We start from the raw sequence: 16,470 nt of genomic DNA on the forward strand, positions 1-16,470 counted from the left end.
CAACTTTACGGGGTCACTTCAGAGGTGCTGGCTCTTAGTTTTAGATGTTACGCTAAATTATTTTACTGCTTCTAAATATTTTAGGTAAGCGTTGCGTAAGCGCTGTCGGTTTTCATAGTAGTAACTTGCACCGATGCGGTTACGGTTGAAGTACTGCCTTTCAAGGTTGTGTTGCAAAGCAACATTTAAGCCTAAACCCTCACCTAAATTATTGTGAGTCTCACCTACACGGGTTTGTAAGTTATATACAAATTGGTCTACCCCTCGTAATTGAACATAGCCTGGACTCATGTCGCGCCATAATGTTAAAGGAATCGCGATACCCAGAGTCACAAAGTCTTCGGCTTCACTGCTGCCTACCGCTTTTGTGGTCTGGTATGACGCATCAACTCTTACATCCCCCAACCAATGACTTGTGGTCACACGCCCCCCTTCGTCGCCCTTCCAGAATTGACCGACTTCTACTTTTCCTTGCCAATTCCAATCTGGTCTTAAATAAGCATAATGACCAATCATTGGAGTTGCATCTAAGATGGCTTTCCCTCTTGAATCAAACTTATCTTGAGCAGAAAAGTTACCATATTCAGTACCTAGAATATGACGACCGCTTTTGCTCACATACTGCGTTTCGTTCAAGAAGCCCTGGAAGTTTCCGTAAACTTGTCCGAATGAGAATTGAGTCGTGAGGTTGTAAGGCAATTGGAATGCCTGGTGGAAAAGAATCCTGTCGACTTCATTTTCAAACGCGTCGTCGCCCCAAATTTCGCCCTCTTCAAAGTCATCACTCTCTGCCAGTGGCATTAGGTGTCGAACATCCAACGCGGCGCCTTTCCAAAGAGGTGTGTATAAGTTAGTGGCAAGTGCTAAAGAGTAGTCAAATACACCGTACTCTGTAGCGGTATTGTGATACAAAGCAGGAGAAACTATCACCTGCGTGCGGCCAAAGCCAGAACGAGCCACCTCTTTATCAAAATTTGCTTTTGCATAACTCTTTTTCACATCTGATGTGCGAACAAGAAGGGTTTTGCAAGGTTCACCCGTTTTTACAAATTCACGATAACATGGGGCACTGGTGATCACTTCCATCATCGGCATGTCGTTCACCAAGTTAAACAGGCGAATGTTTTGTTGTTGGTAATTTTTAACCCCGAGGTCTTGAAGCATACCTTCTCCCACATAGGAAGAGATAATACCCAACGCAACACCCACACCATCGACTTGGTTGCGATTATAACGTCGGTTTTCCAGTGCTACGTTTAAACCAATATCATCAGCCGAAATTCTGACGTTAAGAAAGCCTTCATCAACCAGTGCTTTTTTAAGTTGAACCATACCGGCAAATTTATGATGCGCTTGTTCTACTGCGATCTTGTCTTCTAGGGTTAACTCATTCACTCGGCGAGATTCAGAGAAGCCCATTAAAGGAGCGGATGCAGCCACAGACCAAATGTCTATATCGGCATTACCACTGGTGTAAAACTGGTATTGAAAAGATAACTGCGTATCCAGTGGCAGGTAGTTTTCTGGTGTGAACACCTTCAAGCCAGCGTTAAATTGGTGAGAGTCGTGCTCTGCAATCAGCTGTACAAAATCCAACGGCTGATATTCTAAGCTGGCAAAGGGCCCGTTTAGAACGCCATGGCTCACCTCTGATTTACCATAACCGGCACTAAACCTTGCAGGGACAAAGTCAGGCTCAAAATCGGCTACCGCGTAGTAGGTTTCAAAATTGCTGGCCGCGCCACCTAAATCTTGAACACCGATGGCAAAATCAAACCCTGTCCAATCTTTAACGAATGGAAGTTGGTATTTAAACGATGCCGATAAGTCACGAATACCATTACCACAATTAGGATTGTAATTCGGTACATTTGGGTAGAGGTGACAGTCATAAGTTTTTGTGACAATTCGACCCGCAGCCTCAAACCCATCGAATAAACCAACGCTAAATAATATGTTATCTAACTCACTGGTTTTTCCCTTGTATGGTACGCCTTGACCATAGAGGTAAGAGATGTCGCCAGTGTCCATCACTTGAGCATTAGGCACAATGATTGCGCCGGTATAACTTTGGGACGACATCAAGTTATCGACGGCATAGGCATTAGAAGCGATAGCTAATGCGCTAAGAGATGCTATGAAAGATGCGTTTTTAGAATAACTGAGTATTTTCATTGGGATACAATAGGTTTTAACCGTATTTGACAGTGACTATTTTTGTTAGTGACTACGTTTAATGGTGACAGAGTTTGATAGTGACTATGCTTAATTGTGACTATGTTGATAGTAACAGCATGCAAAAAAGGCACCGTGTGGTGCCTTTTATTATTGATACCTATACTAAGCGCCTGGGCCACCAGCAGAACCGCCGCCGCCAGTACCACCAGTACCACCAGTACCGCCAGTTGGTGGCTTAGTACCTTCATCTGGGTCTGGAACAGGCTCAGCTGGTTTTGAAGGTGGAAGAACCACTGGAGTGTTTGGATCTGCAACTACGTCTTCGATCAACTTCGGATCTTCAGTTAGGTCCAAGTAAATTGTGTCGCCATTAGGAGCTTCAGGGTAAGCAGGGTTCTCTTCAATGACTTTTTCTGCGATTACAACAGTTGCTGCTGATACCTCAGTTGCTGATGCATTCGGGCTTACTACAAGTACGTCTGATAGTACCGCTGCTGTTGCTGACACTAGGCTAGCTTGAGATGCAGGAAGGTCTTCAATAATTTCTTGTGTACGACGTAGGAAGTCAGCTACAGAAGTAACACCATTGTTCAGCAAGCCATCTAAGCCAAGATCTGTAAGCACTTGGACACCTGTAGCTTCGGTATATGGCTGGCCATCTAGCTCTTTCTCAATCAAAGTTGAGATTGGAGAAGATGTCACAAGGTCGTCGTAGTTTGCTAAGCCTTTAGGGAACTTGTAGCTCACCTTGCTCATGTCTTTGCCGTTAGAAACGTCAACTGCATCCGCTGTTGCAGCGTAAGCAAACGAACAAGTTTCAGGGTAGTTAAGAACGGTAAGCTCAGTAACTTCAGAAACACCGTAGTAGTTTGTTTCTTCAAGAGAACCGGTTGTACCATCATCACAGCTGAATGTGCCTTTCATACCCATAATTGCAGGGTCGAATGCCATAATATTGCGGTACGCTTGCTCAGGTGGCACGCTGTTGTTGTTGTCACTGCCACAACCACCAAGGATTGCACCAACGACTGATAACGCTAAAATTTTATATTTCACAATTTATCCCTACAAATGATTAAAAGCTATGAGACAAGGCAACATTAAATGAATCGATGTTAACACCACCAATACCATCATAGAATTGATACTCTAAACCAACCTTCATTGATGGTGTAATCGAGTATTCAGAACCGAAAGCGATTGTTGGAATCACACCAGAATCATCAGACTCCACGCCTGGGCCGTTTGCGTTCCAGTCATAAATAGCGAAGCCACCTTTAGCATATAACGCTAGACTATCGTTTATGTTACCAGAGGCTTTAAGCAGCACATCAAAGGTACTTGCATCGTAACTACCACCGGCAATATCTTTAAGGTTATATTCACCAAGATAGTTGTAGCTGCCTTCTATGGACAAGGTGTCCAATAATTGATAACCCACAAACAAACCGTAAGATGTGTCTGAGTCGTCAATAGCCGTACGGCTCTCTACTAGTGGTGCAAAGTTATCGGCAGTTACACTACCTACTTTAGCGCCCACGTATAAATTTTCAGCTCCAACAGCTGTTGCTGATAGCAACAACAAAGGTGAAACCCTAGCTAACCACTGCATTTTCATATAATTATATCTTCCATATTTCAAACTGAACTGAGGCTGATTTTCCTAGCAAATCTAAGCGATAGTCTAATCAGTTTTTGTATGAAAGCCCCAAAAGCAGACACTCATACACGCCATTCCGTACCAAAACTACTGACGCAAGTGCACAATATTGAATGCTGAAGCTAGAAGCTACAGACAGCTCAATACTGTACTTTTTGAATTTCGCCAGATTTCTCAATGTTGTTTAACAAGCACAAAGAACTTGAGAGTAGCTTGCTTTGTATGCAGCAAGCGAGCTGCTAGCATAATCTTTTCGTATGACACTACAAAAATGGTACTCAGAAGGTACCAGCACCAGAAAATTGCTGCTTTGCTTTCAATATCCAACTAAGACCATCTATTCAACGATAGATAACCTAAAAAGGAATTACTCTGATTAAACAACTAATTGAACATTATGATAGGTAATTACCGCTATCAAGTAAATGTATAATTAATAAACGGACCACAACGATTCAAAAAAACGTCAGGATTGCGTCAGAAAGGAGTAAAAAGATGAATGGGGAAAATTGAACACAGTCGCCCGCATTTTTACTTAATACGGGTTTAGTGATGTACGGAGGTCGGTCTTTCATTCTATGTGTTAAGGAGAAGCAACCCTAATCCGCCAAACGTTAGGAATCAGTATTTGGTTGGAGTTACGATAGCCATTCGCTGTGTAGGCCGTGGCTCAGGAGATAGTAGGTAAGGGGAATAAAAAATGGCTAGTGTATAAACACTAGCCATTGAAGTAAGAGCTAATCTTCTTTTCGAAACATAAAGCGTATAAGGACAATTGCAACACCCAACATACCACCGAATAGCGTAGCCATAACGACAATAAGCGCTCTCTTTGGTTTGTCTCTAGTAGTTGGCTGCTCAGCATTTTCGAGGTAGCGAAACATTTGGAATTTGACACTTCTATCGATATTTAAATTACTTAGCATGCTCAATTTAGCATTGATCTGTTGCAGTCGGGGTTCAATCACACTTAAGTTTTTCACTGACTCTAAAGCTTGAACTTTCGCCTTTAAGCCTTTAGCACCTAAATCAATACCAAATAACTCTCCATTACTACCAACTTGTATCGGTGCCTCTACGCCTGCAGCTTTCGCAATTTCCATAGCATACCTAGCTCTCTCGGTTTCTACCAACAACTGGTTTTTTGCTTGAGTCTCCAGTATTGCTTTCTGTTGAATCAATTCATTACGTTTACCACTGATTACAGCCTGTAGGTTATTAAAGGCGTCCTGGTGAACGTTAGATTCTGTAGCTGAAATATAAGCTAATAACAAGTCGAAACTACTTTCTTGTGTCATCGATTGAAAACTCACAAGATATGGGGAGTTTCGATTAGTTCGCTCTGAAAGCAATGCGGTAATTCTATCAGACCATTGCGAATACAGAATACGAGCAGTATCTCCGGTCACTTCAGGATCATCCAAAGACAGCGTTTTATTGAGATCGTGGAACTTTTCATTTCCATTTAAGAAACTTCGCTTATTATTGCTTGAATTGAATGTGTCAACAAAACTTTTAAATAATAATTTCGAATCAACTAAATTATCCAACTCATTGCTTACCAGCACGGTACCGTCATCTTGATAAACATTAAAAACAGGTTGAAATTGCTTAACTTGCTGTTGATATTTAACCAAATTCTGTGGCTGCGCCTCTGTAATTTTAGCGCTAGTAGACCACCACTCTTGAGTTGACAATGCCAAGACAACACCACCTAAAGCAAATAAAAATGTAACCAACATTACAACTAGCTTGCCATGCCACACTGCTTTGATTAGCTCTCCAATGTCAACTTCATTACTTTTATCGTTCATGAGGGTGGTTTCTAAATGGTCGGTCTGTACCTGTATTTGCCGCTTCACTATATCTCTCTCAAAACTCAAATTTAACAACGTGAAGATGCTATCACACGACATTCTGTTAGTATCGTATGATTTGTAAACTTTCACGACTAGTTAACGTAAATCCAGTTTTCCCGGAGCAGGAACCGAGCTAAACAGGCCTAAATAAGAGAGCTTAGGAACTGCTCATACAAAAAGGGGCCTTTGATTAGTCCAGCGCTAGCTGTTGCACTTACACGCGCTCTTTACTTCTCTTGATACTTTAAATAACATCGAATGATTTCTTCATAAACTTCTACGCCATCGGGCTTTGTTGCGTAATTAAACTTAGAGATAGAGCGCGCCGTTTCGTATACATCTTAGTCAATAGCGAGAATCGGCTTTCGGAACTTATTAACCGCTATAAACAGTCATCCAATCACCTCAATCAGCCCTAAGAGCTATACAGCCCTATTAGATATTCTTCCAATTAATTATTTAACATATCATAATATTTCAAAAGCTTTTCTTATCGAAATAAGTTAATTAAACAACTTTTTCTTAAAGTATTTTTTTATCGAATCATATCCAACATTTATAGGGTATCTATTTCGTACACAAAACCTCACTCTAAGGATAAATTTACTTTTATCATAAATAAGCGTATTCAATAGATGCTGACTCATACTACACTGGTATTGAGGAAGCTGCTCACATGATAAGAAATCATTGAAACGAGAAATAGCATAAAACCTAGACTCAATATTATCTTTTGACAAAGTCTTAGTTAGGGAGGAATCAGTTTCCCCCTCTGTTACGCAATAGATACTTTCCTTTGATGCTATGACCTTTTTTGCGTAATAACCTACTTTCATTGAGAAGTTTATATCATTAGAAGCAATTATCTCCTCAAAGTTAATGTCATTATCACTAACTAGTGTATGTTTAACGAGCTTACTCCAAGGCACGTAAAAATGGTATCGAATTTTAGAGTCGTTATAGGTTAGAAAATTATCAACTAAACTTTTATAAGGTATATGCCTTTTTGAAGGTCTAGAGCTCTCTAGATTTAGAGACACTGGCGAAAAATAACAAATATCAAATACTTCATTATTAATTACATTAGCAATAATTTCAAAGGCTCCATCTATGAAATAGTCATCCGAGTCAGCGAATAACAGATACTCTCCTTTCGCGTGCTTTAAGCCAACGTTTCTAGCTGCCCCAGCACCTTTTTTTAAACTCTCATTAATGTAAAATTCGACCTGTGGGAAGGTTAGTTTAACATTTTCAATTGATACGCTACTGTTATCATCGACTACTAAGACCTGAATATCCTTTTGCTCAGGAATACTCATTAACAGTTTTGACAGACTAACTACATTATTGAAGTGGGGAATAATTACTGAAACTTTAATCATTATTTTCTCCTAAACACGAGAACTTTAATTTTATTATAGTATGCAATTAACAACTTATTCTTAGTTGCGTTGCTACTCCACACTTCACTTTTATGCACTAAAGCTTGATTATTTGTCAATGAACCTAGAACACGTAATTGTTTAATATGTATATCATGATAGTGTGCTGTACAATAATTAATTGGACTACCTGTTGATTTGTGAAATAAATCATAGATACTCCAACCATTAATGTCATACTCTTCTATTTTATCAACAACAGCATTAATACCTTTATCGAAGTACTCCTTTACTTCTTTATCTTTGGTTACATCGAAGAGATCATACAACCCCCACATACAAAACACCATACCATTTAAAACATTACTCTCTTTCTTTCCAGGGTATTCCTGATAAAAGTATTTATCTTCACTTAATTTGGTAACAAATGGGCATGATGTTTGTTTGAATGTTGAAAAAGCTTTGATAGATGCATCTAAATAACGATGGTCTCCTGTTATCCTATACGCTCTCGTTAGAAGAGATATAGCTCTGCCTTGAGTCATAGCCGAAGTCCACGGCATTTCTAATTCAAATTTAGACATATCAGTATAGGATAGCCAATAACCATCTTCAGTCTGATTGGCTAAGAACCAATCAGCTATATTGATAAATTGCTTAAAGGCGGCTTCATCACCAGAAAAGTAGTCATGTAAAACCGCTAGTCCATACTGCCCGATAGATATTGGGTAATAATGTTTCTTATTACAATTAGACATGTAATGTGGAATAATAGGAATACCCTGCTCATCAAAACTAAAATCTTGACTACCACCCGCTAGTAATTCTTTAGTAGAAAACTTAAAGTAGTAGTAACCCATCTCAAGCTCTTCCTCAGAGGAAAGGGTATATTTCAATGGATTGGTAAAATCTCTATAGGCTTTTTTAATAAATTTTTTCAACATAATTGATTACTGTTTCTTTTCATTTTAACTTCGTATTCGTACAGTGCCAATGTAAGTATAATTAATACTGCTGACAGGATACCCATTTTTGATAGATAAAAAGTGTAACTACTTAGTTGAGATAAAGGTAAACATAGTGACCATACCAACAACCCTAATGCTATACCTTTATTGTGTTCATTTGAAGCACGCTTGTAGTTTAAATAGTTGAAAACAGTTAAAACTATTACCTGTGACAGGAATGTAATTACACCAAGACCTCCCATTTGGTAAAGTATTTTAGCTATCCAAGATTCAAGTAGAATTCCCTTACCAATACCAGCACCAAACAATGCATTGTTTGCCACAGCTAATATTGCAAAATTGATTTGTTCGATTCTCGCAAGTAGTGTATATGAGTACCCTGGCCTATCTATAAGTATAGCTAATGACTTCGCAGAATTTATATTTAGAGAGAACAACAGATTAACAAAAGAGTCAATATGATATACTAAAGCTAGTAGTAATACCGATAACACAAAAAGAATAATCTTCAACTTTCGATTATTCGCTAGTAAGATAATTAAGAACCCACCTACAACAACCGTCAAAAGCATAATTTTACTTTGTGACATAAAAACCAAGAAAAGCAACACAATAGAGTATGTATAGTCTTGCATTTTCTTGCTTACACATGCGATGGAAAAGAACACAAAAAATAGAGATGTGTAAAAATAGCCCGCAAAATAAGTTGTCCCAAAGAACGTTGTTATCGTTGTTTGAATTGAGTTATTATCAAGCCTTTTATACATTCCGACAATGGATGACTGATAAATGTTAGTTATAAATAACAACTCAAACAAAGAGTATGCCAAAGATATAATGACTAGACATTTAAAACCATCAATTATAATAGCAATACCGTTATCCATATCTTCACGAACTAATGAGTACATACCCACCATTAACGCAAAAAATATAAGAGGAGTTGTTATAGTGATAATATAATGAATAGCGATATATTCAGTAGTAATTTCTTTGGCAAAGCCAAGAAACATCAATAAACACTGTATTGCCGCTATTCCGATAAAAATAAAAGCCCTTTTCTCCAGTTTTCTCACCGAAAACAAAGAAAAAAAAGTGACACACAATATCAACCTCATTATATGCGACTGTGAACTTTTCATTATTTCAGGAAAAAGAGGGAAAACCACCATAACAACTAATATCACTATAAATAAATAGCTCGGAACTATGACTCTCTTCATTTATATCTTATTTTTCCTAAAGCCTTTATACATATAAATGGGGAAAACATACGCTATTTTTATTAAGCTTAATTTCTCCACCTCTCGATAAAATAACCATTGATACTTTAATACAGAAAATTTATTTTTCGTCATTCCAGAGTCTGTCCTATAGTAAGCCAAACTCTGATTTAAACAGTAGGCGTAAGGGATATCCTTTAATAGGTTCAGCCACAACCCCATATCTTGTCGCTTCCGAATTAGAGGCATATATCTCTTGCCCAGCAAGTTAGTATCATACATCGCTGTAAGGCAACCAATTGTATTACTTACCAGTAACCCATCATAATCAATTTTATCTGGAGGTATGACTATACCTCTCGCACCTTTATCGCTAAACTTTTGGTAACATGTATAAGTGAAGGGAAGATTTTTCTCCTTCATGAAAGCGACCTGTAACATTAATTTATCTTTATGCCACATGTCATCAGCATCTAAAAATGCAATAAATCTTCCTTTTGCTTTCAGGATACTTTGGTTGCGAGAAAACCCTGCCCCTTGATTCAAGATATTTTGTTCAACTATAACTCTCGAATCTGTAGAAGCGATTTCCTTTAACCATTCATATGTACCATCTTCAGAGCAATCATCGGTTACAACCCACTCCCAATTTTTAAATGTCTGCCCACGAATACTTTCATACGTCTTCGATAAATATTTTAAAGAGTTATAAGCGGGGGTAACAATCGAAACTTCTATTGACATAACAATTACTTAGCCCCAAACCCTGTCAACATAGTTCGCACTGTTTTGATAACTATATTCATATCTAGCCAAAATGAAAGATGCTTAATGTAATAAAGATCATGAGCTAACTTTTCAGTAGTAGACTCTGTATCATCAGCATAACCTTGAACTGTTTGTGCCCAACCAGTAATTCCAGGTTTAACCATATGCCTATACCCGTAAAAAGGAATCTCTTTTTCAAACTGCTTTACAAACGATTCTTGCTCAGGCCTGGGACCAATAAGGGACATTTCTCCCTTTAAAACGTTGAAGAATTGAGGTAATTCATCGATACGCACTTTTCGAATAATTTTACCAATACGAGTAACTCGAGCTTGCTCTTCTGTGGCAAATTTAGATTTGGCGTTTTTAGCGCGTACAGTCATGCTTCTAAACTTATATATCTTAAACGCTCTCCCCCCTTGCCCTATTCGCTCTTGAATAAAAATTGCTGGACCCTGATTCTCAATTTTAATGATTATTGCGGTTATCAACATAATTGGTATTGTAATAGGGAAGGTCGCTATAATTAGGATCGACTCCCAAACTCGCTTTAAGCCGCTGTAGATTGGATTAGGCTGAAGAGTGCCTATACTATTTTCAGATAGGTGTGAGGTCTGAACTTTCCCATCAACCATTTCTCGAATACTTTCAGAGTGGAATACAGGGATACTATTAATACTGCAATCAGCAACAAACTTAGACTGTTTAATAGTAAGTTCTTTATGTAAATCTAATACCAGCCCATCGTGACTGCTAGGTAATTGAACGAACTCTTTGACTTCGTATAATTCAATTTTCCTACTACTATCAAAATCTTGAATGTCAAAGTTATTAATCGCAGCCAGTCTTAGCTTTCGATGATCTTTTAACATCATACTCAAACTATATAAGATCAAAAAGCTTATAAAAAAGCCATGAATAATTACAGGTCTTGAATAGTCAATTCGCGTTAGAAGAATAAGTATGAGAGCAATTGCGTAGACAGTAGCTAATACAGGTAGTATGTAATACTTACGTTCAACTAATAGATATTTACTAATACGAGGAAGTATGTTGGCAGTTGTCAAATAGCCGATCAAACAAATTACAATGCTGTTTTCTACCGTGTTTGGCAAGTCCCCCCATTGGTAAGAAGAGGTTAGTAGCATGTATGATGTGGCTATAGACAATCCAAGTCCATGTGCAAAAATCGAGTTTCCAAGTAGTTTTTTCATCTTGCTTAACGAGTTCAATAAAAGTACGACATATAGCTAAGAGTCTATCATACAATATGCGAAATGTCTTAGTGCCATGAGGCTGGTAATTTTGCAGTTCATACGCGGAAGGTTATGTGGATCACACATTACGTAGCACTTCCTTTTACATTTAAAAATAATAATTACTAGACTGTATTTAATAAATAAAGCTATGGGTGTGATATACAAAAAAACAATCACCCACATGGTTTGACAAGAGAAGAGAGCCTTCCTCTGTATTCTCCTACCCTTTCTCGCTATACTCCTACCCTATAATTTTTCGCCCCATAACGAATAAGAGTTCAAGACATGCAAGAGTTAGTTCCATTTGTTCAAGAGAATATGATTTTAGCCATCGTATGGATCGGCTTAGTTGTTGCCATCATTGCGAACGTTATCAAGACATCAAACGCAGCCTACAAAGAGATCACGGCAGCGCAAACCACACACATGATTAACCGTGAAAATGGTGTTGTGGTTGATATTCGTACTAAGGATGAGTTCAAAAAGGGCCATATTACGGACGCAGTTCACATTTTGCCGTCAGACATCAAAGCAAATAGCTTTGGTAGCCTTGAAAGCCGCAAAGCAGACCCAATCATCGTAGTATGCAAGACAGGTCAAACCGCTCAAGAAAGCGCTAACCTACTGGTTAAAGCAGGTTTCGAAAACGTAAGCGTACTGAAAAGCGGCTTAGTGGCTTGGAGCGAAGCTAACCTTCCTTTAGTTAAAGGCAAGAAGTAGTTAAAGGTAATAAACCGTTAACGACAAGCAGTAAGCTGACCTGATTACACGAATATGACTTTAAGGTTTTGTTCGGCTATATGGCGAGCAAAACCTAATTATAAATTTTTAAGGACAAGAAAATGGCTGAAGCAGCACAACAAGACGCACAACAAAACTTCGCAATCCAACGTATCTTCCTAAAAGACGTATCTTTCGAAGCGCCAAACTCTCCAGACATGTTTCAAAAAGAGTGGAACCCAGATGTAAAACTGGACCTAGACACTCAAAGCCGTGAACTTGGCGAAGGCGTGTACGAAGTAATTCTACGTCTAACGGTTACAGTTAAGAACGCAGAAGACACAGCATTCCTTTGTGAAGTTCAACAAGGCGGTATCTTCTCTGCAAGCGAAATGGAAGCGGGCCAACTGGCTCATTGCCTAGGTGCATTCTGCCCGAACATCCTATTCCCGTACGCTCGTGAAACAATTTCTAGCCTAGTAGTTAAAGGTACGTTCCCACAATTGAACCTTGCACCAGTAAACTTTGATGCTTTGTTCATGAATTACCTACAAAACCAAGCTCAGCAAGCTGAAGGCGAACAGGCTTAGGTCTCAAAGTAGAACTTAACTCTAACGATTCAAACGCTAGTTAGCTTTTAAATGCACATCGCAACTTCTGCGGTGTGCATTTTTTCTTTACACTGTACTAAGATTGAAAGCTCTTCTTACTTTAGTGGAAAGCTTTTCCAGAACTCTTCGATTTCCCTCATTATTTTTAGGTGGAAGCATGACAGAAACAACTCACCCGACTAACACGGCAGACGCTTACGGCAAAGACATCGCCATGACTGTCATCGGCGCAGGCTCTTACGGAACCTCTTTAGCGATATCGCTAGCGCGTAACTGTGCAAACGTTGTTCTTTGGGGTCATGACCCTGTTCATATGAATCGCCTTGAATCAGAGCGTGCGAATAATGAGTTTCTGCCCAATATCGACTTCCCAGAAAGCCTAATCATCGAGTCAGATCTTGAGAAAGCGGTAACAGCAAGTCGCGACCTTCTCGTTGTCGTTCCTAGCCACGTGTTTGGTATCGTTTTAAATAGCCTTAAACCTCACTTAACTACGAACTCTCGTATCTGCTGGGCAACGAAAGGGTTAGAGCCAGAAACCGGCCGCCTACTCAAAGATGTCGCACACGATGTGCTTGGTGATGGGTACTCGTTAGCTGTTTTATCAGGCCCAACCTTCGCCAAAGAGTTAGCGATGGGCATGCCAACGGCTATCTCTGTAGCTTCACCAGATGAAGTTTTCCTAGAAGAGCTTCAAGAAAAAATCCACTGCGGTAAAACATTCCGCGTGTACGCAAACTCAGATTTCATTGGTATGCAGCTTGGCGGCGCCGTTAAAAATGTCATCGCAATTGGCGCTGGCATGTCGGATGGTATTGGCTTTGGTGCTAATGCACGTACCGCGCTTATCACTCGCGGCTTAGCCGAGATGAGTCGCTTGGGCGCAGCTCTTGGCGCGCAACCAGAAACCTTCATGGGAATGGCTGGACTGGGCGACCTAGTACTAACATGTACCGATAACCAATCGCGAAATCGCCGTTTTGGTTTGGCGCTAGGCTCAGGTAAAGACGTCGACACGGCTCAAGAAGAAATTGGCCAAGTTGTCGAAGGTTATCGCAACACCAAAGAAGTTTGGTTATTATCAGAACGCATGGGCGTTGAGATGCCAATTGTTGAACAAATTTATCAAGTGTTGTATCAAGGGAAAGATGCACACTTAGCAGCACAAGATCTACTTGCACGAGACAAGAAGTCAGAAAGATAGAAAAGCGGTAGAGAGATTCGAGTAAACGAGATGCGAAGAGCTATAAAAGTAGATACGAGATACGGGTAATCGAGATGCGAAAAAAGTAAAAGCAGATACGAAGAGAGTAAGAGCAGATTGAGCGCTTATAGAAGGCTGCTTTTCGTTATCCGCATCTCGCTACTCTAATCTGTTCTTTACATCTCGTTCTTCGTATCTCGAATCTCGGTTACTCGCATCTAATCTTATAGCTCTTCGAATCTAGCATCTGCCCCTTAAAAAATAATGGATGGTAAAATGAAACACTGTGAACAACAAAAAGTTTGGCAATGCATTGTGAAGGAAGCTCGACAGCAGTCGGAGCAAGAACCTATGCTTGCGAGTTTTTATCATGCCACCATTATCAATCACGAAAGCTTAGGTGCTGCATTAAGTTATATCCTAGCAAACAAGCTAAAGACAGCTTCAATGCCAGCAATGGCTGTGCGTGAAGTGGTTGAACAAGCGTTTAAGCAGGACCCATCGATTGTTGATGCTGCCGCTTGTGATATCTGTGCGACGGTAAATCGAGATCCTGCCGTCGAGATGTACTCGATGCCTCTGCTTTATCTGAAAGGCTACCACGCTCTGCAAGGTTACCGAGTGGCTAACTGGCTATGGAAACAAGGTCGTATTGCGCTTGCCACTTACCTACAGAACCAAATCTCGGTTGCTTGCCAAGTGGATATTCACCCAGCAGCGCGTATCGGAAAAGCGATCATGCTCGACCATGCGACAGGCATTGTGATTGGTGAAACTGCCGTCGTTGAAAATGATGTCTCTATCCTTCAAGACGTGACCCTTGGCGGTACAGGTAAAGAAGGTGGCGATCGTCATCCTAAGATCCGCGAAGGCGTAATGATTGGCGCTGGTGCGAAAATACTCGGCAATATTGAAGTTGGCGAAGGTGCTAAGATTGGCTCTTGCTCTGTGGTTCTACAAGCCGTACCTCCCCATACTACGGTCGCAGGTGTTCCTGCAAAAATTGTCGGAAAACCTAAAACAGATAAGCCATCTTTGGATATGGACCAAGGGTTCAATGGTCGATCGCAGAACTTTATTCATGGTGATGGGATTTAAGAGCAGATTCGGGATACGAAGAGCTTAAGAGCAGATACCAGATTCACGCAACGAGATACGAAGAGCTCAAAAGCCGCTGCGGGATTCGATTCAGCGAAATTCGAAAAATTAAGAGCAGATGAATACAACTAAATGACGATAATGATGAAACAAATTCGAGCCATTAGCCGGACTCTTCTGATATCTACCAGCCTTTGTGTTGCTCTTTTATCTTCGTCATCATTTGCCGCATCTCAAGGTGAACTTAAGGGCGTATCGAGTGAAATATCTCGCCAACAAAAAAACCTGTCCTCACAACAGAAAAAACTCGATAGCCTACAAGCAAGCCTCAAGAAACAAGAGCTATCCATCGCTTCGCTTGAAAAAGCTATCCTAGACAGTAAAAAGCAGCTGAATACCGCTAATGCTAATATTGCGAACTTAGACACCAAGATCAAGGCGCTCACAGCACAGAAAAAAGTCCATACCGATAAGCTAGAGCAACTGATTCAAACTTACTACATGACAAGCCGTGCTAAAGCCTCATCGCACATCCTAAATACTGGCGTTGAAGAAGATCGTATTAGTCATTATTACCAACACCTTGCTAAGGCCCGCTTTGCAACAATCAAAACGATTGAACAAACTCAACTTGAACTAGAAGAAAGCCATAAACAGCGCCAACTCGAGCAAGAACAGATAGCAACACTGCTAAAACAGCAAACCACCAAGCGCGATACGTTAGCCAAAACCCAAACACAACGTAAGAAAACAGTTGGTAGCATCAAGAAAAACATCTCGGGTGACAAGAATTACCTGGCAGAGCTTCAGCGCAATGAAACTCGCCTGAAAGCCGAAATTGCGAAAGCAGAAAAAGCAGCTCGAGAACGACGTAATGCAGTCCCGATGGATGGCCTAGCAAAACGCAAAGGTAAGCTCCCTTGGCCGATCAAAGATAAAGTTCTACATAGCTACGGTTCTCGCCAAACGGGTCAAATCAACTGGAAAGGCATGGTGATCAACGCCAAGTACGGTCAGCAGGTGAAATCGGTTTACTCAGGCACGGTGGTATTTGCCGAGTATCTGCGCGGTTATGGTTTAGTGGTTCTTCTCGACCATGGTAAAGGTGATATGACGCTCTATGGCTTTAACCAAGCACTACTAAAGAAAGAAGGTGACAAGGTTAAAGCGGGTGAAGCGATTGCGCTTGCTGGTGACACTGGCGGCCAAACTCGCCCATCACTGTATTTTGAAATCCGTAGAAACAGCCAAGCTCAAAATCCGAAGAGTTGGTTGGTTAGATAAAGCAGATGCGGGATGCGAGTAACCGAGATACGAAAAGTGATATGGCCCCTAAAAAGTAGACACAGGGGTTTAGTTGATTAGTTCAAAGTCCATGGGACTCACTCCACCTAGAGTCCCATGTCTTCTTACTGGATTATAATAGGTATCGATATAAATTCGACTTTGCATCGTCATTTCTTGTCGTGAAAGCCGATCTAAGTTGTTCATCCACTCTTTCTTATATTGCGCAAAGAAGCTTTCGGAACAAGCGTTATCC

General features: G+C 40.2%; 15 protein-coding genes. 5 read left to right on the plus strand and 10 right to left on the minus strand.

Annotated elements, in window-relative coordinates; translation table 11 throughout:
* Window positions 1–57 precede the first annotated feature (57 nt).
* The 9 genes from FTW16_RS21180 to FTW16_RS21220 form a co-directional block, all read right to left on the minus strand.
* Window positions 58–2,175 carry a YjbH domain-containing protein gene (locus FTW16_RS21180; protein WP_146492373.1) on the minus strand — a complete coding sequence of 706 codons (2,118 nt, stop codon included), beginning with the start codon at window positions 2,173–2,175 and terminating at the stop codon, window positions 58–60.
* 165 nt (window positions 2,176–2,340) lie between these two features.
* The gene (locus FTW16_RS21185; protein WP_146492374.1) at window positions 2,341–3,234 is read right to left on the minus strand and encodes a serine/threonine protein kinase; all 894 of its coding nucleotides are present in this window, start codon (window positions 3,232–3,234) and stop codon (window positions 2,341–2,343) included.
* A gap of 19 nt (window positions 3,235–3,253) precedes the next feature.
* The gene (locus tag FTW16_RS21190; protein ID WP_048663159.1) at window positions 3,254–3,796 is read right to left on the minus strand and encodes an outer membrane beta-barrel protein; all 543 of its coding nucleotides are present in this window, start codon (window positions 3,794–3,796) and stop codon (window positions 3,254–3,256) included.
* Between the two features lie 779 nt (window positions 3,797–4,575).
* Window positions 4,576–5,700 (minus strand): LPS O-antigen chain length determinant protein WzzB, encoded by a 1,125-nt coding sequence (locus FTW16_RS21195; RefSeq protein WP_409994454.1) that lies wholly within the window; start codon window positions 5,698–5,700, stop codon window positions 4,576–4,578.
* A gap of 500 nt (window positions 5,701–6,200) precedes the next feature.
* Window positions 6,201–7,079: a glycosyltransferase family 2 protein gene (locus FTW16_RS21200; RefSeq protein WP_146492376.1), complete on the minus strand. Its 879-nt coding sequence runs from the start codon at window positions 7,077–7,079 to the stop codon at window positions 6,201–6,203.
* The gene (locus FTW16_RS21205) at window positions 7,079–8,023 is read right to left on the minus strand and encodes a D-glucuronyl C5-epimerase family protein (protein ID WP_146492377.1); all 945 of its coding nucleotides are present in this window, start codon (window positions 8,021–8,023) and stop codon (window positions 7,079–7,081) included. The genes FTW16_RS21200 and FTW16_RS21205 overlap by 1 nt, the downstream gene beginning before the upstream one ends.
* Window positions 8,017–9,270: a hypothetical protein gene (locus tag FTW16_RS21210; protein ID WP_146492378.1), complete on the minus strand. Its 1,254-nt coding sequence runs from the start codon at window positions 9,268–9,270 to the stop codon at window positions 8,017–8,019. Before FTW16_RS21210 ends, FTW16_RS21205 begins: the two co-directional genes overlap by 7 nt.
* The gene (locus FTW16_RS21215; RefSeq protein ID WP_146492379.1) at window positions 9,271–10,014 is read right to left on the minus strand and encodes a glycosyltransferase family 2 protein; all 744 of its coding nucleotides are present in this window, start codon (window positions 10,012–10,014) and stop codon (window positions 9,271–9,273) included.
* Window positions 10,015–10,019: 5 nt separating this feature from the next.
* Window positions 10,020–11,252 carry an exopolysaccharide biosynthesis polyprenyl glycosylphosphotransferase gene (locus FTW16_RS21220; protein WP_146492380.1) on the minus strand — a complete coding sequence of 411 codons (1,233 nt, stop codon included), beginning with the start codon at window positions 11,250–11,252 and terminating at the stop codon, window positions 10,020–10,022.
* 330 nt (window positions 11,253–11,582) lie between these two features.
* Here FTW16_RS21220 and FTW16_RS21225 point away from each other — a divergent pair, with 330 nt between their 5' ends.
* From FTW16_RS21225 to FTW16_RS21245, 5 genes are all read left to right on the plus strand, one after another.
* The gene (locus FTW16_RS21225) at window positions 11,583–12,017 is read left to right on the plus strand and encodes a rhodanese-like domain-containing protein (RefSeq protein WP_048612491.1); all 435 of its coding nucleotides are present in this window, start codon (window positions 11,583–11,585) and stop codon (window positions 12,015–12,017) included.
* Between the two features lie 122 nt (window positions 12,018–12,139).
* Window positions 12,140–12,607, plus strand: a complete 468-nt coding sequence (gene secB / locus FTW16_RS21230; RefSeq protein ID WP_009847959.1) for a protein-export chaperone SecB — start codon at window positions 12,140–12,142, stop codon at window positions 12,605–12,607.
* Window positions 12,608–12,785: 178 nt separating this feature from the next.
* The gene (gene gpsA, locus FTW16_RS21235) at window positions 12,786–13,832 is read left to right on the plus strand and encodes an NAD(P)H-dependent glycerol-3-phosphate dehydrogenase (protein ID WP_146492381.1); all 1,047 of its coding nucleotides are present in this window, start codon (window positions 12,786–12,788) and stop codon (window positions 13,830–13,832) included.
* Between the two features lie 276 nt (window positions 13,833–14,108).
* Window positions 14,109–14,930 carry a serine O-acetyltransferase gene (gene cysE, locus FTW16_RS21240; RefSeq protein ID WP_146492382.1) on the plus strand — a complete coding sequence of 274 codons (822 nt, stop codon included), beginning with the start codon at window positions 14,109–14,111 and terminating at the stop codon, window positions 14,928–14,930.
* 132 nt (window positions 14,931–15,062) lie between these two features.
* Window positions 15,063–16,214, plus strand: a complete 1,152-nt coding sequence (locus FTW16_RS21245) for a murein hydrolase activator EnvC family protein (RefSeq protein WP_146492383.1) — start codon at window positions 15,063–15,065, stop codon at window positions 16,212–16,214.
* 69 nt (window positions 16,215–16,283) lie between these two features.
* Here the strand turns inward: FTW16_RS21245 and FTW16_RS21250 are convergent.
* Window positions 16,284–16,470 (minus strand): IS3 family transposase (locus FTW16_RS21250; protein ID WP_146492384.1); only part of this gene is annotated, 187 nt, incomplete at its 5' end.

This window comes from Vibrio sp. T20, from assembly GCF_007858795.1.
GTDB classification, from domain to species: Bacteria; Pseudomonadota; Gammaproteobacteria; order Enterobacterales; family Vibrionaceae; genus Vibrio; species Vibrio satsumensis.

Bases quoted from the DNA above. Each gene is read 5' to 3' on its own strand.
- FTW16_RS21180 (WP_146492373.1), bottom strand. From the start codon at position 2,175: ATGAAAATACTCAGTTATTCTAAAAACGCATCTTTCATAGCATCTCTT.
- FTW16_RS21190 (WP_048663159.1), bottom strand. From the start codon at position 3,796: ATGAAAATGCAGTGGTTAGCTAGGGTTTCACCTTTGTTGTTGCTATCA.
- FTW16_RS21200 (WP_146492376.1), bottom strand. From the start codon at position 7,079: ATGATTAAAGTTTCAGTAATTATTCCCCACTTCAATAATGTAGTTAGT.
- FTW16_RS21205 (WP_146492377.1), bottom strand. From the start codon at position 8,023: ATGTTGAAAAAATTTATTAAAAAAGCCTATAGAGATTTTACCAATCCA.
- FTW16_RS21210 (WP_146492378.1), bottom strand. From the start codon at position 9,270: ATGAAGAGAGTCATAGTTCCGAGCTATTTATTTATAGTGATATTAGTT.
- FTW16_RS21215 (WP_146492379.1), bottom strand. From the start codon at position 10,014: ATGTCAATAGAAGTTTCGATTGTTACCCCCGCTTATAACTCTTTAAAA.
- FTW16_RS21220 (WP_146492380.1), bottom strand. From the start codon at position 11,252: ATGAAAAAACTACTTGGAAACTCGATTTTTGCACATGGACTTGGATTG.
- FTW16_RS21225 (WP_048612491.1), top strand. From the start codon at position 11,583: ATGCAAGAGTTAGTTCCATTTGTTCAAGAGAATATGATTTTAGCCATC.
- secB (WP_009847959.1), top strand. From the start codon at position 12,140: ATGGCTGAAGCAGCACAACAAGACGCACAACAAAACTTCGCAATCCAA.
- gpsA (WP_146492381.1), top strand. From the start codon at position 12,786: ATGACAGAAACAACTCACCCGACTAACACGGCAGACGCTTACGGCAAA.
- cysE (WP_146492382.1), top strand. From the start codon at position 14,109: ATGAAACACTGTGAACAACAAAAAGTTTGGCAATGCATTGTGAAGGAA.
- FTW16_RS21245 (WP_146492383.1), top strand. From the start codon at position 15,063: ATGACGATAATGATGAAACAAATTCGAGCCATTAGCCGGACTCTTCTG.